The sequence below is a fragment of the Tateyamaria rhodophyticola genome (genome assembly GCF_047777875.1).
GTDB lineage: Bacteria > Pseudomonadota > Alphaproteobacteria > Rhodobacterales > Rhodobacteraceae > Tateyamaria.
Genome location: NZ_CP180519.1, coordinates 3,335,393 through 3,359,259 on the forward strand (window position 1 = coordinate 3,335,393; position 23,867 = coordinate 3,359,259).

The following is a 23,867-nucleotide window of genomic DNA, read 5'->3' on the forward strand; positions in this document are numbered from 1 at the left end:
TTTCACGTTGCCTTACAGGCAGTTAGGCGGCGCGCTTAACCTTTCAACGGGCTGAGCGAAGAGATTTCGCGCAGCTTGGCCCGCACCGCCCAGTCGGAGCCAAACCCGTAGCGCGCCCAGCCAAGGCTGTCCAGCCTGACGGTGCGTGCCTCTGCGGTGCGGCCCTGGAGGTCGAGCGCCTCGGCGCGCAGCAGGAGGAGCGTGGACAACAGGGCGGCGTTTTCGTTCTGCGCGGCCTCGTCGATGTGGCGCGACAGGATCACCATGGCGGCATCGCCGTCACCGCGTGTGATGGCATATGCGGCCAGCTGGGTCGCCACATAGGCGCGGTGCAGCGTGGCGCCGGGGGTGGCGGCGTAGTACTGGTCGGCGGCGCGGAAATGCGTCTGTGCAGCCTTGGGGTCGGACGACAGGAGCAGGCGACCATTGGCATAGTGTGCAAAGGCGCGGCGGTGATCCTGCCAGCCCATGGCACGCGCAATTTCGAGCGCGCGGGCGGCGGCGGTGCGGCGCTGACCTGCGTTTGCGCCGGGGCCAAGGGCGGTCTGCACCGCTTCGCTCCAGGCGCGCGGCGTCCGGGTGGCGAATTTTGCAGGCAGGCTTTCGCCCTGGGGATTGATGCGGGCAAAGATGGCGGGCAGGCGCTGTGCCACCTGACCGCGCGTCATGCCGGAGCGCAGTTCAGGCGCGTAATAGGCCTTGAGCATCATCATGTCGAAGCCGGTCAGAACCGTGTGCACGTTGTCGTCGTTGAACACGCTGTCGGGCAGGCGGTAGAGGTCGTTGAGCGGGCCGATTGCCTGCGCCAGTTCCTCGTGCAGGCAATCGCGCACCTCTTGCGGGCTTGCGTCATTGGGCAGGAAGATCGCCAGCTTTTCCCGTGTGCGCAGCGCCGACCAGCTGGTGCGGGTGGTGCGGCGGTTCGGGCGGTATTCACTGATCGTGGTGATGTTTGGCACCACGAAACATGCGGCATGGGGCAGGGCGCGACGAATTTCGGCGCGGCTCACAGCCTCAATCGTGATGTTGGCGGCGTTGCCGGGGGCGGCCTCATAGATGTCGATGTTTGCTTCGGTGCGCAGGCGGTGCATCAGGCGGCGCAGATCACCGCCAAGGGACACGGGCGGGGCACCGGTCACACGGACGGAAATGGGCCCTTCGAACCGGGTAAATACGGGCAGGTCACGGCCCGATTCCAGTTGAAAGCTCAGCTCGATGAAGTCGAGGGCCAGATCGTTGTTGGCCTTGATCGGGGCGGCGGGGCGCGGCGCGCCAAAGGTTTTCATCGGCGGCAGATCGGAGGTCTGCGGCAGCGCACGGGTTGGCGTGTCACCGGGCGTGACCGGCACACAGGCATTGAGCAAAAGGACAAGCGGGAGGACAAAGCGGCGCATTTGGCTTACCCCCGTTCGTATTTGATAAAGGACGACAGGGTGCCGACACGGTCATAGAGCTTGCGCGCCTGCGTATTGCTGTCCTGCGTGAGCCAATAGACGGACGGGTTGCCCGCAGCGTCGGCAGCGGCATAAACGGCCTCGATCAGGCGGCGGCCAATGCCCTGACCCCGCACGGAAGGATCCGCATAGAGGTCCTGCAGGTAGCACGCGTTCTCAACCTTCCAGCAGTGGCGGTGGAACAGGAAATGGACCAATCCGACCAGCTTGCCCTGATATTCCGCAACCAGAGCGGAGAAATCCTGCGGATCATCACCGGTCAAACGGGCAAAGGTGGTATCAAAGACCTCCCGAGGGCGCGACGTGCCATAGAAATCAAGATAAGCGGCCCACAGGCCGTCCCATTGCGGACGGTCTGACAACGTCAGAGGGCGCACGTCGAGTGCGTCGTTAGGGGTCATTTATACTGCCTGCCTGCTTTTTAGCATATTGGATGCGGGCGTTTTCGCCTCTCATCACGGTCAACTTATGGAGCATTTCAGGCAAAAGAAAGACATTTTATCCACAGGTGCCGCCACAGTTGTGCGTGGCGCCATGTTGTGGCCAAAAAGACTCGGGTTTTGGGGGGAAACGGCCTGTTTTTCAGCAATGGGCAATGAAACGGGCAGGGGTGCCCGGCGCACGCGGCATGGCAAGGGGTGCGTGGCCCATCAGCGCAGGCAACATCCACTGCACCTCATGGGGGCGCAGGATCGGTCGCGCGGGCCGCGCATCGACGCCGCAAAGCCCATGCGTGCGGAGCGCTGAACCAAAGCCGGGGGCGGCACGGCACATCGCGCGCGTTTGCGGACCCAAGAGCAAGGTTTCACACAATGCACCGCCCGCGCGGATCACGTGATGGTCGCGCAGCAGAAGGTGGACATACCGGACCGAAGGCAGCGGCGTGGCGCGCACGCCGGGACATCCAAGCATCGCCTTGGCGGGCACAAGCACTTCGCTGGTGCCATGCGTCATCTCCGCCAGCGGCGAGCGCAGGAGCACGCGGTGTTGCGGCGACACAAGCAGCGGGCGGGTGTTGTCCAGAACGCCCGGATCAAACTGGATCGGCGCATCGCGTCCCGCACCGGGGCAACGGCGCTCCCCTGTCCAGAGGATCGGTTGCGGCCCCGCATCGAGGGTCAGGACCAGATCATGCGGGCGCAAGTCCTCGACCCGGCGCGGCCCGTTCGGCGTCTCTATCAGTGTTCCAGTGGCAAAGCACACAAAGCTGTGCGAATAGCTGGAATTGGTGTCCTGCGTGTAGAATTGCGGCTGCCCTGCGTCAGGGTCACCACCGCCCGCATCATCATACCATTGCTGCAAATCAAAATCCGGGGTCCAGATGACCTGCGCCGGATTGCCGTGCTGGTCCGTGCCTTCGAACACGATGACACCGCCGCCCCCCGGCGCCGCATCGGAGCGCACCACAACGGCGTCCTCCATCATCAGCGGCCCATCAGGCGTGTTCCACGACACGTCATAGGTATCGCCGATCTCGAACAGGCGCGGATCGTCGTCGCCTTCGTTCGCGGCAATCTGCAGGTTCGTTGAATCAGACGGCGGATCGTCAAATTCGGACGTATTTTCGGTCACGTCGACATTTTCGCCCGTGGCCGAACCGAACTCGTTGTCTTCAGCGTAAAAAACCAGTGTCATACCCGTTACCCCCACGGCCCAACATGGGCAGCAGGCGTTAAAGCCGGGCTAAACCTCTCATTTTAATCGCTAAACTTGGATCAATCGCGCCGCTGACCCCGCGCCATGAAGGCCAGCCGTTCAAACAGGTGCACGTCCTGTTCGTTCTTGAGCAGCGCCCCGTGCAGTTTCGGCAGCGCGCTGGCGCCATCGGATTTCAGGTCTTCGGCATCCATGTCTTCGGCCAAGAGCAGTTTGAGCCAGTCGAGCACCTCGGAGGTCGATGGCTTTTTCTTGAGGCCCTGCTGGTCGCGGATCTCGAAGAACTGGGTGAGCGCGGTGGTCAGAAGGCTCTGCTTGATGCCGGGGTGATGCACCTCGACGATGGCCTTGAGCGTGTCCATGTCGGGAAACTGGATGTAGTGGAAGAAACAGCGGCGCAGGAACGCGTCGGGCAGTTCCTTTTCGTTGTTGGAGGTGATGATGACCACCGGGCGCTGGCGCGCCTTGATCGTCTCACCGGTCTCATAGACGAAGAACTCCATCTTATCGAGTTCCTGCAAGAGATCGTTGGGAAACTCGATGTCGGCCTTGTCGATCTCGTCAATCAGCAGGACAACCTTTTCGTCCGCCTCGAACGCCTCCCAGAGCTTGCCCTTTTTGATATAGTTGGACACGTCATGCACCCGGTCTTCGCCAAGCTGGCTGTCGCGCAGGCGGGACACGGCGTCATATTCATAAAGACCCTGTTGCGCGCGCGTCGTGGATTTGATGTTCCACTCGATCAGGCGCAGCCCGAGGCTGCGCGATACCTGTTTGGCCAGCTCGGTCTTGCCCGTGCCCGGCTCGCCCTTGACCAGCAGCGGGCGTTCCAGCGTGACGGCCGCATTGACCGCGATGGTCAGGTCGTCTGTGGCGATGTAGGCGTCTGTGCCTTGGAATTTCATGTGGGATCACCTTGTTGCGGGCCAGCGTTGATGCAGAGGCTTTTAGCCAATGTGGTGCGTGATTGTGTAGTGACAATCCGACATACCTCCGGTAGATGCTGCGCAGGGAGCCGGTGGGGATGCACGAGGAGCCGACAGGACCGTACATGGCCAACGCACGTCGTATTGAGGGGAAGCAGATGAAGCAGGAAATGTTCTTGCCGGACGATTATCGTCCCGCAGAAGACGAGCCGTTCATGAACGACCGGCAGATCGAGTATTTTCGTCGCAAGTTGCACACGTGGAAGGGCGAGTTGCTGGCAGGCAGCCGTGACACCATCGAAGGCTTGCAGGACGGCACGCGCAATATTCCGGATGTCGCCGACCGCGCGTCCGAGGAAACGGACCGCGCGCTGGAGCTGCGTACGCGGGATCGCCAGCGCAAGCTGGTCGCCAAGATCGACGCGGCGCTGCGCCGGATCGACGAGGGCGAATATGGCTACTGCATCGTGACGGGTGAGCCGATTTCGCTGAAACGTCTGGATGCGCGACCCATTGCGACCATGAGCCTCGAGGCACAAGAGCGTCATGAGCGGCGCGAAAAGGTGCATCGCGACGACTGAGCGTTGTAACGTAACGACTTCCAAGGAGGCGCGCTTGTGGGTGCGCCTTTTTTGTTTCGACGATCGCATTTTGGAATCGTTTTCGAATGCCCGCTTTGAGCCCAAATTGACTGATGCTGCGTTGTACACCAATGTCGGCTAATGCGATTTTGCTCGCCATATGACGACAACTAGCTGCGAAAGCGTAGGATAAGAAATGAAGATTGTATGCCTAGCTATTGGCTTGGTTTTTGGCCTTGGGGCTTATGCAATGCTTGACCTACGAGATGACTATTCCCGGTCAATTGAACTGGCGAAAGCAAACTGTATGATTTTGGTGCTTTCTGATCCAGACGTCGGGCTCGCGCCTGCCGAAATTGACTGTACTCTCATTGTTGACGATGACTTCTTGCTGACGTTTGCAGTAAACGAAGCAGAAGAAATGTTCCTTGACTGCCTTCCCGGTGCAGCGTTCTTCAGGCGTGAGATTACTCTCAGTGAATGTGAATTGTATTAGCGATAGCTTGGCAATTGCCGCCACAGTTCGCCTCATGACAGGAACGGCAGCGGTTTTCTTTGAGCACCGAAAACAGCCATTGGCACTGTCAATTCGAATGACTGCTTCGTCCGCACATCCGACACTGACAGCTTCAGTGCACATGCAAGAGCGGACTAGGCTTTGGCGCGGTTGAGCATGCCGTAGAGATCGCGTGGGTCGTCGGGGTCCGCCAGAAGGTCAAGCGGGTGGAAGAACGGCGTCCCATTGATCCGGTCCCGCACGAAACGCAGGGCGGAAAAATCCTCGATCGCGAAGCCGACGCTGTCGAAGATCGTGATCTGCTTGTCTGACGTGCGCCCGGGTTTGTGACCCGCCAGCACTTCCCAGATCTCCGTCACGGGGTGATCGGCGGCCAGTTGCTGGATGTCGCCTTCGATCCGGGTCTGGGGCGGGTATTCGACGAAGATGTCACCGCGCTCCAGGATGGCGGGGGCAATTTCGGTCTTGCCGGGACAGTCGCCGCCAATCGCGTTGATGTGCACACCGGCACCGACCATGTTGTCGGTCAGGATTGTGGCATGGGCCTTGTCGGCAGTGCAGGTCGTGATGATCTGTGCGCCGACCATCGCGTCTTCGGCGGAGGCGCAGGCGGTGACATTTAGGCCGCTCTGCGAAAGGTTCGCGGCACATTTTGCCGTGGCGGCCGGGTCGATGTCGTAGAGGCGCACATGGGTGATGCCGGCAATGGCCTGCATCGCGCGGCTCTGGAATTCGGATTGTGCGCCGTTGCCGATCATGGCCATGGTCGTGGCCTCTTTGGGCGCGAGCGCGCGGGCCACCAGCGCGGAGGTGGCCGCCGTACGCAACGCGGTCAGCATCGTCATCTCGGTCAGCAGGACGGGGTATCCGGTGTCCACATCCGCAAGCAGCCCAAACGCGGTTACGGTCTGCAGACCATCGACCGTGTTCTTGGGGTGGCCGTTCACATATTTGAACCCATAGCTGATCCCGTCGGATGTGGGCATCAGTTCGATCACGCCTTCGGGGGAGTGGGCTGCGACCCGCGGTGTTTTGTCGAACAGCTCCCAGCGGCTGAAATCATCCGCGATGTAATCGGCAAGCCCGCGCAACATGTCATCCAGCCCCACGTGGTGGATCAGCTGCATCATGTGATCGACGGACACAAACGGCACGAGGGCCTTGTCAGAGGGGGTCATGGTCATCTCCTGTCAATAGGCGCGGGTGGGGCGGTCAAAGACGCGGCGGCCAAAGGCGGAGGCGACAAGGTCCACCATCACCTGTGCCGTGCGCCCGCGTTCATCGAGAAACGGGTTCAACTCCACCAGATCGAGCGAGGTGAGTGCGCCGCTGTCGCAGATCATCTCCATGATCAGATGCGCCTCGCGCAGGGTGGCGCCGCCGGGCACAGTTGTGCCGACCGCAGGTGCAATCGTGGGGTCAAGGAAATCCACGTCGAGCGACACGTGCAGCAGGCCATCCGCCGCGCGGACCCGGTCAAGGAACGCAGTCAACGGGCGCACGATGCCATGTTCATCAATGTGGCGCATGTCGATATAGGCGACATCGGTCGCCTGAAGCGCTGCACGCTCGGGCGCATCCACCGACCGCAGGCCCAGCATTGCGATCCGGTCATGCGGGACCGGGTGCGGCACGGGCGGGAAATCGTCGAACCCGTCGCGCCCGGTGACATAGCCCATGGGGGTGCCGTGCAGGTTGCCCGAGGCGGTCGTGGCAGGCGTGTGGTAATCCGTGTGCGCGTCCAGCCACAGCACAAAAAGCGGGCGGTTCACCGCTGCGGCATGCGCGGCCAGACCGTGCACCGTGCCAAGCGCCAGCGCATGATCCCCGCCCATGAAGATCGGCAAGGCCTCTGCCGCGCTCTGTTGCGCCGTCCGGGACAGCGCCGTGGTCCACGCCACCGTTTCCTCCAGCGCATGCAGCCGGTCATGGTCACGCGGCGTAAAGTCATCCGGTGCCACGTTGCCCGCATCGCGGACCGCGTGCCCGAGATCGGTCAGCGCCGCCGCCAACCCGGCGGTGCGATAGGCATCGGGGCCCATCAGGCATCCTTGGCGGCGTTTGCCGCAATCCATCGGCACGCCGATCAGGCGAATGGGGGGGATGGACATGGGCTTGCACTCCTCACGGCTCGGTTGAACGAGATATGCGCGCGAAATGCGGCATCGACCATCTGCCAAAATGACGATATTGCACAGTCATTGCGCAATATGAGAGTTCAAGATGGACAAAGTGGACAATCAGCTCCTTGCGGCGTTGCGTGATGATGCGCGGGCCTCGCATTCGACACTTGCGGCGACGCTTGGCCTGTCGCGGGCCACGGTGCGGGCCCGCATCGACAAGATGGTGGCGCGCGGCGACATCGTCGGTTTTTCGGTTGTGACCAAGGCGGATGTACAACGGGATGCGGTGCGGGGTCTCATGATGATCGGGATCGAAGGGCGCGGCACGGAAAAGATCATGCGCGCGTTGCAAGGCATGCCGGAAATGCGCGCCGTGCATTCGACCAATGGCCGCTGGGACGTGATCGTGGAAATCGGGACCGAGACGCTGGATGCATTCGACGCGGTCCTGTTTCGCATCCGCCGCTTGGATGGAGTCGTGGCAAGCGAGACGTCGCTGCTCTTGTCCACAAGAGCGAAATACACATGACCCGCAGCATCATGTATCACGTAGCCCGTTGAAATCTCTGATTTCAGGTCGGGTTGCGTGAGTCAGGCTGTCGGTCTGACCCGCAACGCCGCGATCCAGAGGCCGGCCAGCACCAGCGAGATCACCATGTTCCAGCCCGCCATGCTGAGCCCGGCAAATTGCCACGCAATGTCGTCGCACCGAATGAGCGGTGCGGCCATGATCTGATCAAAAAGCGCATCCGCGTCCACGCCGCCCACCCCTTGGGCGGAGCAGGAGGCGGGACCCTCCCACCAGCCCTGTTCGACGCCCACGTGATACCCGCCGACCCCGGCGGTGGCGAAGGCCGCGAGCGCACCGGCGGCGAGCAGCACCGGCGCAGGCACGAAGAGCGCAAGCGCACCAATGGCGATGGCCACCACATGGGGATAGCGCTGCCAGATGCACAGCTTGCAGGGCGCAAGCCCGCCCAGATGCTGAAACGCAAACGCGCCCAGCATCAGCGCAAGCGAGCCGCCCGCGGCCAGAACGGTCAGGTGTCGTCGGGTCATAGCACGGTCACCGCATAGAATCCGCCGATCAGGATCAGCACAAAGAGGATGAACATCAAGCCCAGGCGGCGTTCAATGAAATCCCGGATCGGCGCGCCGAATTTCCACAACAGCCCCGCAACGATAAAGAACCGCAACCCACGGGCCAGGATGGACGTGACGATAAAGGTGCCCAGCGGCATGCCTGTCCAGCCGGACATGATGGTGATGACCTTGTACGGAAACGGCGTGATGCCCGCCGTCAGCACCGCCCAGAACCCGAAATCATTGAACCGCGTGTTGAACGCCTCCATCGTGTCGGCCTTGCCCAACGCGGCCAGGATGGGCTGGCCGATGGTGTCAAAGGCAAAGGCCCCGATCACATAGCCCAGTAGACCGCCCAGCACCGAAGACACAAGGCAAACACCCGCAATCAGCCACGCCCGATGCGGGGCGGCAAGGATCATCGGGATCATCAGAACGTCGGGCGGGATCGGAAAGACCGAGCTTTCGATAAAGGCGACAAAGGCCAAAACCCACAGCGCGCGGGGGTGGTCGGCCCAGCCCATGGTCCAGTCATACAAGCGTCGTATCATGCCTTGCGGCAGACCACGCAGTTCCGGGCGCGTCAAGGCGGATTGCACTTGCCCCGGTCCGCGCGCTTCGCTAATCGGAACACCTGAGGCCCAAGTGGCGGAATGGTAGACGCAGGGGATTCAAAATCCCCCGCCTTTGCGGGCGTGCCGGTTCGAGTCCGGCCTTGGGTACCAGCCTCATGACACCAAACGATTGAATTGCGGTCCGGCGCGCCGGATGATCGGCGTGATTGCAAGACGCGCGCCGCCTGAACCGAGCGACCGGCGCATTTCTGCTGGATACGGATCCGGTCCGTGTCTGAGACACCCAGCGATGGACAGAGAACCATTTGACGAGGTGAAATCGCGCCATCGTTTCGAAAATGGATGCCTGAGCGGGAATTGACCTGCCGAAGACACCGCCAAGTTGTGGCGAAACGGTCCTGTTTTCGGGCAAAGATGTGGCGACAAACGGGTGAACGATTCGGAAAATGTGGCATCGGTCAGCATTTTCGTGCACCAATTTCTGGCCAAATCCGGGATTGATACCAAATTGTGAACAGAGCCAGCGGCAGTCAGCGCCGGATGGTGAAACCGGTGGTTAAGGTTAATTGTTTCCAATGCCGAAACCGGACGTTGTGGGGCGAATTGGGCGAAACCTTGCTGAAACCCTTTGATCACATGGATATAAGCGCAATTCTGCCGATACGTGCGCGCCTGTTCGCCTGCTGAAACTTCCACTATCGGTTGCGTATTGTCCACAGACTGTACCGTCTGGAAGATTTTGCGCCCCTCATTATTGAAGTTTTTCAGACATTTTTCCCTTTGTTTGCCTCAAACCTGACCGTAGAACGTTGCTTGCCCAACTGGGGGGCGATGTCTGTAGGTCACGGGGGCGACCGCACAGGACGTGCTGAATTGGTACGGAGAATGTGTGTTCACGGCGTTGTTTGACAACGTTGGCGAACAATCGTGTGTCGCTGCGGCACGCGGTTGATCGGTGGTGGTCCGCTCAGTCTCTTCATCTCAATTCACACGTTTCGTCGGTCGCCAGTGGAAACGAACATCGTCGTCCATGGGTAACGAGTGTAGTGAATGATGGAGACGGCTCATGTGGCCAGTGTCGCATATCAAGATGCAAACCGCCTACGGGGACCGTGCGGCGTGTGATGACTGCCGGGCCACGCCCAATCCAATCCGTTCTGTTTTTTACCCGGCCGCGTTGCGCGCCGCACGCAACGACGCCTAGGAGATCCGTTCCATGACCAAGTTTATTGATTTCAACAATCTCGCAGCCGGCACAGTGGTTGATGACGAATTCAAGGCCGACGGGGTGACGATCTCTGCCATTGGCGGATCGAACAAGGCGATGATCTTCGACACGGCCAATCCCACAGGCGGTGACAGTGACCTCGCGACGAGCAACCTGGGCAAGGTCCTGATCATCTCCGAGGACGGCGACAGCCACGACCCGGATGACAACGCGGATGGCGGCACATTGCGTTTCAAATTTGATCAGCCTTCGACTGTCGAAGCGCTGACGTTCCTCGACATCGAGGAAAGCGCCTGGGTCAAATTCTATGACGAAGACGGCAAGTGGATCAAAACCGTCGATGTGCACGGCGTGAAAAACAACGGCCAGCGCGAAGTGCACTTCAACGTCGAAGGTGTGGCGCGCATGGATGTGATCCTGGGCGGGTCCGGTGCCATCGACAACCTCAAGTTTGCGCCTGCGCTCGACGGCATCGTCGAAGGCACGGACGCGGGTGATCTGATCGACGCGGACTACGAAGGTGATCCCGAAGGCGACAAGATCGACAACAACGACGCGATCCTGCCCGGCGAAGCGCCGCAGGATGACATCGTTCTCGCCGGTGGTGGCAACGACACCGTGAAATCCGGCGCTGGTGATGACGATGTGTCCGGTGGCTCCGGCAAAGACAGCATTGACGGCGGGTCAGGCAACGACCTGCTCAAGGGCGAAGGCGGCGCGGACCGTATCTTTGGCGGCACCGGCAACGACACCATTGATGGTGGCGCAGGCAACGACACATTGGGCGGCGCGGATTTCGGCGACGACGTGTTCCTGGGCGGCGCAGGCAACGACATGGTCGAAGCCTCGTTCGGCAACGACACCATCGACGGCGGTTCGGGCAATGATGACCTGTGGGCCTCTGCCGATGACGACCTGGTCAATGGCGGCACTGGCCGTGACAACATCAACGGCGGGCAGGGCAAAGACGTCCTGTTTGGTGACGAGGATGAAGACACGGTCTTTGGCGGCTCCGGCGATGACACAATCGACGGCGGCGAAGGCAACGACCAACTGTTCGGCGACGGCAACTTCAAGGATGATACCGGTGCTGCGGGCGACGACCTGATCAAGGGCGGCGACGGCGACGACACCATTGACGGCATGGACGGTGACGACACCATCTTTGGCGACAACATGGACGGCGGCGGCGTCACAGTCGTGGGCCGCGAGAGCTTCAACTGGGAAGACGTGTCCGAGGGGCAGGTCGACACCTCCGTTGACCAGAACACCGGTTCGGTCACGGTCACCTATGAGCGCATCACCGACACCGGCAGCCACGAAAGCTCGCTCAGCGACGATGACCTGAACACCGATGGCATCGACGGCGGCGGCGAGACTGTGGATGACGATACCGGCCTGCGGTCCGTGACCAATGGTCAGGGCAATGACGGCGACTTCCAGTGGACGTTCTCCGAGCCGGTTGGCAACGTTGATTTCAACATCAACGACCTTGATGGCGACGGCGTTGTGACCGTGACCGCGTTCGACGCGGACGGCAATGAAATCCCGGTGACGCTGACGGGCGGCTCCGATGTGACCGTGAACGGGAACGTGGCCGACAGCAATGGCGGCTATGACGACACCGATTCCGACGACTACAACGTACAGGTGTCCATCGCGGGTCCTGTGTCCAAGATCGTGGTCGAGCATGACCAGGATGGCGGCGACAACTCCGGCATCGTGATCACCGACATCTTCTTTGACGTGCTCGAAGACGGTGCGGGCGAGGGCGGGGATGACGTCATCACCGGCGGTGCCGGCGCGGACGCCATGTTCGGCGAAGGCGGCGATGACACGTTCATCGTGGACAATGCATCCGATGCTGATGGCGACGTGATCGAGGGCGGCAATGGCCCCGATGACACCACAGACAACGACGTCCTGGACCTGCGCGGCGCGGGTCAGGTCACAATCGTGTCCACCGACGATGGCACCGATACCGGCGCGCAAACCGGTACGGTCACCTTCGAGGACGGCTCGGTCCTGGAATTCAGCCAGATCGAAACGATCCTGACCGACCCACAGAACGAAGCGCCCACCGCCAATGATGATGACATCACGGTGGACGAGGACGGCGAGGTCACATTCGACCCCACCGCCAACGATGTGGACCCGGATGGCGACCCGCTGGAGGTCGACAGCTTTACCCAGCCGGACAACGGCACTGTCACGCAGAACCCCGACGGCACGCTGACCTACACGCCGGACCCGAACTTCAACGGGACCGACAGCTTCACTGTTACGGTCACGGATCCGAGCGGTGAGACATCGACATCCACCGTCAACGTGACTGTCGATCCGGTCAATGACGCACCCGATGCGGTCAACGACGTGGCCGAAACCGACGAGGAAACGCCGGTCACCATCGACGTGCTCGACAACGACACCGACGTGGATGGCGACGATCTGACGATCACAGCCGCCTCCGTTCCCAGCGAACAGGGCACCGTCGACATCGTGAACAATGAACTGGTGTTCACCCCCGCCGAAGACTTCTTTGGCGAGGCGACGATCAGCTACTCCATCGAGGACGGCAACGGCGGCACAGATGTGGCCGAAGTCACCGTCACCGTGAACAACGTCAACGACGATCCCATCGCCGTGGACGACATCGCGGAAACGGATGAGGACACGCCGGTCACCATCGACGTGCTCGACAATGACGAGGACGCGGATGGCGATGACCTGACGATTTCCTCGGCCACTGTTCCTGCGGACCAGGGCACGGTTGAGATCGTGAACAACGAGCTGGTGTTTACCCCTGCCGAAAACTTCAACGGCCCGGCGACGATCACCTACACCGTGGATGACGGCAATGGCGGCACCGACGAAGGCACCGCAACCGTCAACGTGGCCCCTGTCAATGATGGCCCCACCGCCAACGACGACATCGCGGAAACGGACGAAGACACGCCCGTCACAATCGACGTTGTGGCCAACGACGAAGACCCCGATGGCGACACACTGACCATCACCGATGCGACGGTTCCTGCGGATCAGGGCACCGTCGACATCGTCAACAACGAGCTGGTGTTCACACCGGCACCGGACTTCAACGGCGACGTCACCATCTCCTACACGGTCGAAGATCCGTCGGGCGAGGAATCCTCTGCCGAGGTGTCCGTGACCGTGAACCCGGTGCAGGACGCGCCAGTCACCGTCGATGACACAGCGACCACTGATGAGGACACACCCGTCACCATCGACCCGCTGGCCAATGACAGCGATCCCGATGGCGATCCGCTGGAAATCTCGGGCACGCCTGTGGCCGAGAACGGCACCGTCACGGTCAACCCCGATGGCACGATCGAGTACACGCCGGATGAGAACTTCAACGGCACGGACACGATCACATACATCGCAACCGATCCCGATGGGAACGAGACCGAAGGCACGATCACTGTCACCGTGGACCCGGTCAACGACGCACCTGATGCCGTCGATGACAGCGACACCACCGACGAAGACGTGGCCATCACCGTTGACCTGCTGGCCAATGACACCGATGTGGACGGCGACGACCTCACCGTGACCGAGGCCACGCTGGCCGACCCGTCGACAGGCACGCTCGACGACAATGGCGACGGCACCGTGACCTTCACACCTGCGCCGAACTTCAACGGCCCGGTCGAGATCAACTATACGATCTCCGACGGCAATGGCGGCACCGACAGCGCGATCCACACGATCAACGTGGCACCGCAAGGCGACGCGCCGGTCACAGTCGACGACACGGCGACCACCGATGAGGACACACCCGTCACCATCGACCCGCTGGCCAATGACAGCGATCCCGATGGCGATCCGCTGGAAATCTCGGGCACGCCTGTGGCCGAGAACGGCACCGTCACGGTCAACCCCGATGGCACGATCGAGTACACGCCGAATGAGAACTTCAACGGCACGGACACGATCACCTACATCGCGGAAGACCCCGAAGGGAACCAGACCGAGGGCACGATCACTGTCACTGTCGACCCGGTCAATGACGCACCCGATGCGGTCAACGATGTGGCTGAAACCGACGAGGAAACACCCGTCACCATCGACGTGCTCGACAACGACACCGACGTGGATGGCGATGATCTGACGATCACAGCCGCCTCCGTTCCCAGCGAGCAAGGCACCGTCGACATCGTGAACAACGAGTTGGTGTTCACCCCCGCCGAGGACTTCTTTGGCGAGGCGACGATCAGCTACTCCATCGAGGACGGCAATGGCGGAACCGATGTTGCCGAAGTCACCGTCACCGTGAACAACGTCAACGACGATCCCATCGCCGTGGACGACATCGCGGAAACGGATGAGGACACGCCGGTCACCATCGATGTGCTCGACAATGACGAGGACGCGGATGGCGACGACCTGACGATCCTGGACGCTTCGGTTCCAGCCGATCAGGGCACTGTGGAAATCGTGGACAACGAACTGGTGTTCACCCCTGCGGAGAACTTCAACGGCCCGGCGACGATCACCTACACCGTGGATGACGGCAATGGCGGCACCGACGAAGGTCAGGCGTTGGTCAATGTCGGCGCGGTCAATGACGGCCCGACGGCCATCGACGACAGCGAGACCACCGATGAGGACACGCCCGTCACCATCGACGTTGTGGCCAATGACGAAGACCCTGATGGTGACGACCTCATCATCACGGCAGCGTCGGTTCCTGCGGACCAGGGCACAGTGGACATCGTCGACAACAAGCTGGTGTTCACACCTGCCGAGAACTTCAACGGCGACGTGACCATCGACTACTCGATCACCGACGGCAATGGCGGCACGGACAGTGCGCAGGTTGACGTCACCGTGGTGCCGGTCAACGACGATCCGGTTGCCGTGGACGACATCGAGACCACCGACGAAGACGTGGCCGTGGTTGTTGACCTGCTGGGCAACGACAGCGACGTGGACGGCGACGATCTGACCATCGCATCGCTCAGCGTGGACCCCTCCGAGGGCACCGTGGTCGACAATGGCGACGGCACCGTCACCTTCACACCGGCGCCGAACTTCAACGGTCCGGCCACGATCACCTACACCGTCTCCGACGGCAACGGTGGCACCGATGAAGGCGAAGCGGTTGTGTCCGTGGGTGCGGTCAATGACAGCCCCATCGCCGAAGACGACACGGCCACGACGGATGAGGACACACCTGTCACCATCTCCGTGCTCGACAACGACGAAGATCCCGATGGCGATCCGCTGAGCGTGGTTTCGGCCACCGTGCCTGCCGATCAGGGCACCGTCGAGATTGTCGATGATGAGCTGGTGTTCACACCTGCGCCAGACTTCAACGGCGAGGCAACGATCACCTACACCATCACTGACGGCAACGGCCTCAACGACACAGCCGACGTGGTTGTGACCGTGAACCCCGTGGACGACGCACCGGTGACCGAAGACGATCTGGCGGAAACCGATGAGGACACCCCTGTCACCATCGACCCGCTCGCCAACGACGAAGACCCGGATGGTCAGCCGCTGGAGATCGCAGGCACGCCTGTGGCCGAGAACGGCACCGTGACGGTGAACCCTGATGGCACGATCGAATACACGCCGGACCCGGATTTCAACGGGACCGACACGATCACCTATGTCGCAACGGACCCCGATGGGAACGAGACGCCGGGCACGATCACTGTCACAGTGAACCCCGTGGACGACGCGCCGGTGGCCGAGGATGACATCGCGGAAACCGACGAAGACACGCCGGTCGATATCGCAGTGCTCGACAACGATGCGGACCCCGACGGTCAGGACCTGACCGTGACAGAGGCCACGTCGCCCAACGGCACCGTGGACATCAACCCCGATGGCACGATCACCTTCACGCCGGACGAAAACTTCAACGGCCCGACCACCATCAGCTACACCGTGCAGGATCCCGACGGGAACGAAGACACGGCAACGGTCGATGTGAACGTGGTGCCGGTGAACGACGCGCCTGAAGCGGTCGATGACAGCGACACGACACCGTTCAACACACCGGTGACGGTTGCGGTGCTCGGCAACGACTTCGACGTCGATGGCGATGATATCGAAGTGCTGACGGCGACGTCCGATGATGGCACCGTGGACGTCAATGCGGATGGCACGATCACCTTTACGCCCAATGACGGGTTCGAAGGTGTGGCGGTGGTCGACTACACCATTCAGGACGAAGAGGGTCTGACAGACACCGCGCAAGTCCTGATCACGGTCGAAGACGATCCGCGTGACGGTATCGTGTCGGGCACCGACGATGGTGAGCTGATCGACGAAGACTATGACGGCGATCCCGAGGGCGACTTTGTCGACAACGCGGACAACATCTTTGACCCGAACAACCCCGACACCGAAGATGATGACATCATCGAAGCGGGCGGTGGCGACGATACGATCCTGGCCGGTGACGGTGCGGATCTGGTCGATGCCGGAACGGGCAATGACGATGTCGAAGGCGGCGACGGCAACGACACCATCAACGGCGAAGACGGCAACGACACCATTGACGGTGGCGACGGCAACGACTCCGTGGACGGTGGCGACGGCAACGATGTGATCGACACCAGCAATGGTGACTTTGCACCGGACCTCGGCTTCCCCAATGACGACGGCACGCCGATCCCCGGCTTCCCGTTCGGCTTTGCGGCGGATGATGAGCCCGACAACGACCTCGACTTTGTCGATGGCGGCGACGGTGACGACACCATCTCGACCGGGGACGACGCGGACACCATCATCGGTGGCGACGGCAATGACGTGATCGACGGCGGTATCGACGACGATATCATCGACGGTGATGACACGACCAACCCGTCTGAGGGTGGCGCAGACCGGATCGTCGGCGGCGAGGGCAATGACCTCATCACGGGCGGCGTGGGCGACGACACCATCTTTGCCGGCAATGACCCCGATCTGGGTCTGGACCAGCTGAACATCGAGGACGACGGGTCCAACCCGCTGTTCCCGGCGGACCCTGTGCCGGACAACGGCAAGGACACGGTCTTTGGTGGCGAAGGCAACGACTTCATCACCGGTGCCGATGATGACGATGAACTCTTCGGTGAAGAGGGCAACGACACTATCGACGGCGAAATCGACGATGACCTTGTCGATGGCGGTGTGGGCAATGACAGCCTTCTGGGTGGTCAGGGCAACGACACCGTGATCGGCGGCACCGGCGAAGACACGCTCGAAGGTGGCACCGGCAACGATGTGTTGGATGGCGGCGACGACAATGACACCATCAACGGTGATCAGGGTCGCGACATCATCGACGGCGGCGAAGGCGACGACCTGATTGACGGTGGCCTGAACGCTGACTTCATCGAAGGCGGCGATGGTGCCGACACGATCTTTGGCGGCAACGGCAAGGACACGATCGACGGCGGCGATGGTGACGATGTCATCGACGGTGGCACAGGCGACGACTCGCTGGATGGCGGTGCTGGCAACGACAGCATCACCGGGGCGACCGGCGACGACACGATCGACGGCGGTGACGGCAACGACACCATCGACGGCGGCAACGGCGGCACGGACGTCATGTTCGGCGGCGCGGATCGTGACCTGTTTGTCAATGTGAGCGCCGGTGAAACCGTTGACGGTGGCGGCGATGGCGATGACTTCGACACGCTGGACCTGACCGGTTCGACCGGGCCGAACAGCTCGCTGCAGGTGACGTTCACCAATCCGGACGACAACGGCAACGGCTTTGACGGCTTCGTCACTTACTTTGACAACGAAGGCAACGAAGTCGGTCGTCTCGAGTTCACGGACATCGAAGACGTCATTCCATGCTTTACCCCCGGCACGCTGATTGCGACGCCAACGGGTGAGCGCCGTGTGGAAGACCTGAACGTCGGCGACCGGGTGATCACCCGCGACAACGGCATCCAGGAAATCCGCTGGGTCGGTCAGCGCGAGATGACCGGGGCCGAGCTGGAGGCAGCGCCGCAGTTCAAACCGGTTCTGATCCGCGCAGGCGCATTGGGCAAAGGTCTGCCAGAGCGTGACATGCTTGTCTCGCCCCAGCACCGGGTCCTGATGTCGGGTGAAAAGACTGAGCTGTACTTCGACGAAAGCGAAGTTCTGGTCGCGGCCAAGCACCTGACGGGCATGGACGGCATCGACGTCGTGGATGTGTCGGCAACGACCTATATCCACGTGATGTTCGAACAGCACGAAGTGATCCTGTCGGATGGCGCCTGGACCGAAAGCTTCCAGCCCGGCGACATGACACTGGGTGCGATGGGCGATGCGCAACGTGCGGAAATCCTAGCCCTGTTCCCCGAGCTGGAAACAGCAGACGGGATCGAAGCCTACACCGCCGCACGCCGGAGCCTGAAAAAGCACGAAGCCCGTCTGCTGACGCAATAATCAGCAGGGCTTCGGCCCCCTTATATGCAGCGACCCCCGCGCGTGATTCGCGCGGGGCACGGGGAACGGGGCGCGGGGGCGCACCCGTTTTTCGTGTTCAATCTGCCGGAATTTACCGCATTGTTTCGTTAACGCTACCGTATGGTGCTGCAATGCAGCACGAAAGTGCCACATTTCGGCGTAGGTTAACCAACGGTAATAAATTCCCCCTGAATTGAATCGAAATCTGAATTATTTCCACTCCTCGCGGGTTGTTACATCCAAGGGCGCTGCTCCGCCCGGACATAACAATGAAATGTGAGGTGAGCTGCTATGCCGGTATTCAATGGAACGTCCAACAACGACACGATCCAGGGTTCGAACGACAACGACACGATCACGGCGCTGAATGGCCAGGACCTTGTGTCCGGCGAAGGTGGTGATGACAGCATTTCCGGCGGTGGTGGCAATGACACGCTGTTCGGGGATGTGGGCGAAGGGACGGCCCCGGGCCAGGACGCCACACCGCTGGTGATCGACATCAACAACCTCGTGACGCGGGACAGTGCCGACAACAATGCCCAAGCGGGAGATTCCGCCGTTTACCGCAATGTCACGCAGCTGGAAGACGGCACGCAGGTGTCCGCGCGCATTGTGCTGGTGTCGAAATCCGATCCCAACTTGCGGGTGGACCTTTCGGGCGGCAACGGCTCTGAAATCCTGATGAATGGCAACGGGACGGGCGATACGGCGTCGTTCCGCATGGAATTCTTCATCCCCGACAGCCCCAATGCCACGACGGGCACACCGGTGGCGATCAATTCGACCGCGACGATCAACGACCTCGACCGCAACAGCCCCGGCGATCAGGAGGCTGTGATCCTCAATGAGAGCAGCTTTACCGCCTTTGCCACTTCAAGCGACACGTCTTTGAACGTCACGCAGGGTGGCGGTACGGTGACGGCGGCGGGCACGGAGCAGAACAATCCGGGCGATCAGGATGCGTGGTTCAGCGCGTCGTTCGAGAACCGAGAGTTCATCGAGTTCTCGCTTGAGGCGCGCGATACCAATTCCGGCTTTTCCTTCTCCGGTGATCTGATCGACGACGCGGTTGTGACGCCGATCGAGGCGGGCGACGACACGATCGACGGCGGGTCGGGCCAGGACCAGATCTTTGGTCAGGGCGGCGATGACAGCCTCATCGGCGGCGGTGGCGACGACACGCTGGACGGTGGCGAAGGCGACGACACGCTCGAAGGCGGGTCGGGTCAGGACCTTGTCGAAGGCGGAGCGGGCGCGGATGTCCTGTCCGGCGGGCAGGGCGATGACACGTTGCGCGGTGGCGATGGCGAGGACGTGATCACGCTGGGCCCCGACAACGATCTGGCCGAAGGGGGGCAGGGGTCTGACCGCTTTACCTTCGAAGGCATCGGCAATCACAACATCATCGGGGGCGAGGACGCGGACGGCACCGATATTGATGTGCTCGACCTGACGGGGGTGCGCGCAAACGTGATCCCGGATGGCCCGGATTCCGAATCCGGTCTGGTTGAGTTGCTGGATGACAACGGCAACGTGGCGCGGCGCGTGACCTATTCCGAGATCGAACAGATCATCATCTGTTTCACGCCCGGCACGCAAATCGCGACGCAGAAGGGCGAGGTGTCTGTCGAAAACCTGCGTCCCGGTGACAAGGTCTTTACCCGTGACAATGGCCTGCAACCGCTGCGTTGGGTGGGCCGGCGCGATCTGGGGGCGGCAGATCTGCACGCGGCACCAGAGTTTCAGCCGGTTCTGATCCGCAAAGGTGCCCTGGGCAAGGGGCTGCCGGAGCGCGACATGCTTGTGTCGCCGCAGCACCGGATTCTGGTCACCTCCGATCTGGCCGAGGTCATGTTCGAAGAGCGGGAAGTTCTGGTGCCGGCCAAGCATTTGACCGGTTTGGATGGTGTGGATGTCGTGACCACGGCGCAGGTCAGCTATCTGCACCTGATGTTTGACCAGCACGAGGTTGTGCTGGCCGACGGCGCGTGGTCGGAGAGCTTCCAGCCGGCGGACCGGACGCTGAAAGGCATTGGCGAGACGCAGCGCGTCGAGATCCTGTCGCTGTTCCCGGAACTGGAGACGCTGGCCGGTCTGGGCGCGTATGGTTCGGCGCGTCTGTCGCTGAAACGGCATGAGGCGGAATTGCTGGTCAACCGTCTCCGCTAGAGGCGCGCCAGTCTGCCCAGTCTTCGGGTGTGTCGAGATCGCGCCGGGCCCGTTGGCCCGGCAGCGGGATCAGATGCGTCTGCTGTGTATGACGGGCGATGATGGATTGACCGCCATTGTCCCCGGTGAGCGTGGCAAAGTCCCCGAACAGTGCCGATGAGAGGACGAGTGGGTGGCCCGGCTTGCCCTCCTGTGTGGCACCGCGCCAGATCAGCGCATCGGGTGCGGTGTGTGGGCCGTCCATCACCTGTCGGAGATCATCAGGCGTCAGCTCCGGCAGGTCGGCGAGCAGGATCATGGCATGTGAGTGGTGCGATTCAAGCGTATCTATAAGCTGTCTCAGACTGGCGCTCAGGCCGTCGGCGGCATTCGGCACGGGGATTTGCCGCGCAGTCCGGGCCAGCGCATAGCGGGGGTGCGGCGCCGGGGGAAGGGCGACGCGGACGTCGCGCGAGACGTGTTGGGCGGTGTCGATCTGGTGCCGCAAGAGCGGCACGCCACGCACGGGCAGGGTCAGCTTGTCCGTGCCGCGCATGCGGGACGACGCGCCAGCGGCGAGGATCAGGATCGGCATCATGGCGTCATGGTATGCCGTTCGGGCCGCGTGATCCAGCGGGCGCGCTGACGCGCGACACCATGTTTAGGGGGCTTTGCCCCCGGCGCATGCGCGCCTCCCCCAGGATTTTCTGGAACAGAGACGGGGATCAGCCACGCATCGCAGCGCCGTCCGGGTCGAAGAGGGGGGATTGGACGCGCCGGGCCGGGCGCATCTGGCCCAGGATTTCGATATGGACCTGAAGGTCGGTTTCGATCCTGTTGGTGGGCAGAAAGCCAATGGCGACGGAGTGCCCGGTATGGTGTGAAAAGCCGCCCGACGTGCAGAAGCCGACGACGGTGTCGTTGTGCCAGATGGGTTCGTAGCCGTTCACGTCGGCGTCCTCCGCATCAACGATGAAATTGCAAAGCTGGCGCGCGGGCGGTGTTGTTCGCATCTGGGCAAAGCGGGCGCGTCCGATGAAGTCGGGCTTGCTGCCTATGGGGATGAACCGGTCGAGGCCGGTTTCGAAGGGTGTGTAGTCGGGCGAAAACTCCGACAGCCAGGAGCCGAAGAAGCGGTCGAGACGCAGGGACATCATGGCGCGCATGCCGAAAGGGGTGATGCCGAGGGTTTGTCCGGCCGCCCAAAGGGTCCACCACAATTGACGTTGCTGCATTGCGTTGCAGTAGATTTCGAAGCCGAGATCGCCGGTGTAGGACAGACGCTGGACGATGCACGCGGTCTGGCCGAGTGTCATGTGCCGGACGTCCATGAAGCGGAAGGTCTGGAGATCTGTGCCACCGGCGGCCTCCAGCAGCTTGCGCGCATTGGGGCCTGCGATCTGGAACCCTGTGCGCGTGTCGGAGATGTTTTCCACATGCACGCCCGCTTGCCGGTGCTGGTGGAACCAGCGCATATGCACGGCTTGTGCGCCATAGGAGCCGGTGATCTGGAAGTCATCTTCGGCAAGGCAGGAAAGGGTGAAGTCCCCGAGCAGGCGGCAGTTGGGCGAGAGCATCGGCGACAGGCTGACCCGGCCCGGTTTGGGCACGCGACCGGCCATGACGTGGTCGATCCAGGCGCGGGCATTGGGCCCGGTGACGCGGTATTTGCCGAAGTTCTGCAACTCGTTGATGCCGACGGCACTGCGGACGGCTTTGACCTCGCGCGCGGTTGCGGCAAAGGCGTCGGAGCGGCGGAAGGAGGGGGTTTCAAAGGTTGGCTCATCGCCGGTTGCGAAGTAATTGGGCACTTCGAGCCCGTATTGGTGGCCCCAGACAGCGCCAAGGTCGGACAGGATGTCGTACATGGGGGTCGTCGCATGGGGCCGGGCGGCGGGCAATTCTTCGTTCGGATAGGCGACGGAGAAGCGTTTCTGGTAATTCTCGATCACTTTGGGTCGGGTGTAGCCCGGTCCAATCCAGTCGCCGTAGCGGGCGACGTCCATGGCGGTGACATCCCGGTCGCATTCGCCTTCGATCATCCATTGCGCCAGCATCAGGCCGACGCCGCCGCCCTGGGAAAACCCGGCCATCACACCGCAGGCCGACCACAGGCCGGGACGGCCCGGGATGGGACCGACCAGCGGGTTGCCATCGGGGGCAAAGGTGAAGGGGCCGTGGATCACGGATTTGACGCCCGCGCGTTCGAGCACGGGGAAGCGTTTATAGGCGAAATCCACGCTGTCTGCGATCTTGTCGAAATCATCGGGCAGGAGTTCGTGCCCGAAGTCCCACGGGGTGCCGTCCACCGCCCACGGCTTGCAGGGTTGTTCGTAGAACCCGATGCACAGCCCGCGCCCCTCTTGCCGCAGATAGCTTTCGCCGGCGGGGTCCATGACGTGGGGGTGTTCGGTGTCGCGGTCGTATATTTCGGCAATGTCGTCGGTGACGAGGTATTGATGCTCCATCGGATGCAGCGGCATGTAGGTGCCCATCATCGCACCGACTTCGCGGGCCCAGAGGCCAGCGGCATTGACCACGTGTTCCGCGCGGATCGTGCCCTTGTCCGTGCTCACGTCCCATTCATGGCCTGCGGGTTTGACGGCCTCCACCTTGCAGTGCGTCTCAATCGTGGCGCCGCCCATGCGCGCAGCCTTGGCATAGGCGTGGGTGGTGCCCGATGGGTCGAGGTGACCGTCGAGCGGATCGTAGAGCGCGCCGATAATGCCATCGGTGTTGGTGATGGGGGCGATCTTGCGGATCTCATCCGGGCCGATGATCTCGGTTTCCAGCCCCATAAAGCGGTGCTTGGCGCGTTCGGCCAGAAGCATGTCGAACCGGTCGCGATTGTCCGCAAGTGTCACGCCACCGACATGGTGCAGGCCGCAGGACATGCCGGTGATCTCTTCGAGTTCGCGGTAGAGCTTGATCGTGTAGCCCTGGAGCGCTGCCATGTTGGTGTCGCCGTTGAGCGTGTGGAACCCACCCGCCGCATGCCATGTGGAGCCGGATGTGAGGTCGGATCGCTCGAGCAGCATGACGTCTGACCAACCCAGTTTGGTCAGGTGGTAAAGCACGGAGGCGCCGACAACGCCGCCACCGATAACGACGACACGGGATTGGGTTTTCATTCTGTGACCTCCGAGACG

The 23,867-nt window shown here is 61.9% G+C and carries 16 protein-coding genes and 1 tRNA gene; 6 read left to right on the forward strand and 11 right to left on the reverse strand.

What is annotated here, in order from left to right:
- Window positions 1-35 precede the first annotated feature (35 nt).
- From ACERHN_RS17905 to ACERHN_RS17920, 4 genes are all read right to left on the reverse strand, one after another.
- Entirely contained in the window at window positions 36-1,394 is a 1,359-nt protein-coding gene (locus ACERHN_RS17905) for a DUF2927 domain-containing protein (RefSeq protein WP_415920376.1), read from the reverse strand.
- Between the two features lie 5 nt (window positions 1,395-1,399).
- On the reverse strand, window positions 1,400-1,855 hold the full coding sequence (locus ACERHN_RS17910; protein WP_415920377.1) for a GNAT family N-acetyltransferase: 456 nt from the start codon (window positions 1,853-1,855) through the stop codon (window positions 1,400-1,402).
- A 181-nt stretch (window positions 1,856-2,036) separates the two neighbouring features.
- Window positions 2,037-3,089 (reverse strand): Hint domain-containing protein, encoded by a 1,053-nt coding sequence (locus ACERHN_RS17915; RefSeq protein WP_415920378.1) that lies wholly within the window; start codon window positions 3,087-3,089, stop codon window positions 2,037-2,039.
- Window positions 3,090-3,169: 80 nt separating this feature from the next.
- A complete protein-coding gene (locus ACERHN_RS17920) occupies window positions 3,170-4,015 on the reverse strand; it encodes an AAA family ATPase (protein WP_415920379.1) in 846 nt (281 codons plus the stop codon).
- Between the two features lie 146 nt (window positions 4,016-4,161).
- Here ACERHN_RS17920 and dksA point away from each other — a divergent pair, with 146 nt between their 5' ends.
- Window positions 4,162-4,617, forward strand: coding sequence for an RNA polymerase-binding protein DksA (gene dksA / locus ACERHN_RS17925; RefSeq protein WP_415920380.1), 456 nt, complete (start codon window positions 4,162-4,164; stop codon window positions 4,615-4,617).
- Between the two features lie 196 nt (window positions 4,618-4,813).
- On the forward strand, window positions 4,814-5,113 hold the full coding sequence (locus tag ACERHN_RS17930) for a hypothetical protein (RefSeq protein ID WP_415920381.1): 300 nt from the start codon (window positions 4,814-4,816) through the stop codon (window positions 5,111-5,113).
- Between the two features lie 155 nt (window positions 5,114-5,268).
- Here the strand turns inward: ACERHN_RS17930 and ACERHN_RS17935 are convergent, their stop codons facing one another.
- Window positions 5,269-6,312, reverse strand: a complete 1,044-nt coding sequence (locus ACERHN_RS17935; RefSeq protein WP_415920382.1) for an ornithine cyclodeaminase — start codon at window positions 6,310-6,312, stop codon at window positions 5,269-5,271.
- Between the two features lie 12 nt (window positions 6,313-6,324).
- The gene (gene rocF / locus ACERHN_RS17940) at window positions 6,325-7,245 is read right to left on the reverse strand and encodes an arginase (protein WP_415920383.1); all 921 of its coding nucleotides are present in this window, start codon (window positions 7,243-7,245) and stop codon (window positions 6,325-6,327) included.
- Between the two features lie 112 nt (window positions 7,246-7,357).
- On the opposite strand from rocF, the gene ACERHN_RS17945 reads away from it, so the two are divergent.
- A complete protein-coding gene (locus ACERHN_RS17945) occupies window positions 7,358-7,786 on the forward strand; it encodes an Lrp/AsnC family transcriptional regulator (RefSeq protein WP_415920384.1) in 429 nt (142 codons plus the stop codon).
- Window positions 7,787-7,848: 62 nt separating this feature from the next.
- Here the strand turns inward: ACERHN_RS17945 and ACERHN_RS17950 are convergent, their stop codons facing one another.
- Together ACERHN_RS17950 and ACERHN_RS17955 are read right to left on the reverse strand one after the other, a co-directional pair.
- Window positions 7,849-8,316 carry a disulfide bond formation protein B gene (locus ACERHN_RS17950; protein ID WP_415920385.1) on the reverse strand — a complete coding sequence of 156 codons (468 nt, stop codon included), beginning with the start codon at window positions 8,314-8,316 and terminating at the stop codon, window positions 7,849-7,851.
- The gene (locus ACERHN_RS17955) at window positions 8,313-8,891 is read right to left on the reverse strand and encodes a YqaA family protein (protein WP_415920386.1); all 579 of its coding nucleotides are present in this window, start codon (window positions 8,889-8,891) and stop codon (window positions 8,313-8,315) included. Before ACERHN_RS17955 ends, ACERHN_RS17950 begins: the two co-directional genes overlap by 4 nt.
- Before the next feature lie 88 nt (window positions 8,892-8,979).
- Between ACERHN_RS17955 and ACERHN_RS17960 the strand changes: the two genes are divergently transcribed.
- A tRNA-Leu gene (locus ACERHN_RS17960) sits at window positions 8,980-9,065 on the forward strand.
- A gap of 3 nt (window positions 9,066-9,068) precedes the next feature.
- Here the strand turns inward: ACERHN_RS17960 and ACERHN_RS17965 are convergent.
- Complete coding sequence (locus ACERHN_RS17965) at window positions 9,069-9,632, reverse strand: hypothetical protein (protein ID WP_415920387.1); 564 nt, start codon at window positions 9,630-9,632, stop codon at window positions 9,069-9,071.
- 499 nt (window positions 9,633-10,131) lie between these two features.
- Here ACERHN_RS17965 and ACERHN_RS17970 point away from each other — a divergent pair, with 499 nt between their 5' ends.
- Both ACERHN_RS17970 and ACERHN_RS17975 read left to right on the forward strand, forming a co-directional pair.
- Window positions 10,132-18,549: an Ig-like domain-containing protein gene (locus ACERHN_RS17970; RefSeq protein ID WP_415920388.1), complete on the forward strand. Its 8,418-nt coding sequence runs from the start codon at window positions 10,132-10,134 to the stop codon at window positions 18,547-18,549.
- Between the two features lie 312 nt (window positions 18,550-18,861).
- Window positions 18,862-20,739 (forward strand): Hint domain-containing protein, encoded by a 1,878-nt coding sequence (locus ACERHN_RS17975; protein ID WP_415920389.1) that lies wholly within the window; start codon window positions 18,862-18,864, stop codon window positions 20,737-20,739.
- Here the strand turns inward: ACERHN_RS17975 and ACERHN_RS17980 are convergent.
- Window positions 20,723-21,316: a nucleotidyltransferase family protein gene (locus tag ACERHN_RS17980; protein ID WP_415920390.1), complete on the reverse strand. Its 594-nt coding sequence runs from the start codon at window positions 21,314-21,316 to the stop codon at window positions 20,723-20,725. The two genes, ACERHN_RS17975 and ACERHN_RS17980, sit on opposite strands and share 17 nt — an antisense overlap.
- Window positions 21,317-21,443: 127 nt before the next feature.
- Window positions 21,444-23,849, reverse strand: a complete 2,406-nt coding sequence (locus ACERHN_RS17985) for a GcvT family protein (RefSeq protein ID WP_415920391.1) — start codon at window positions 23,847-23,849, stop codon at window positions 21,444-21,446.
- Between the last annotated feature and the right edge of the window lie 18 nt (window positions 23,850-23,867).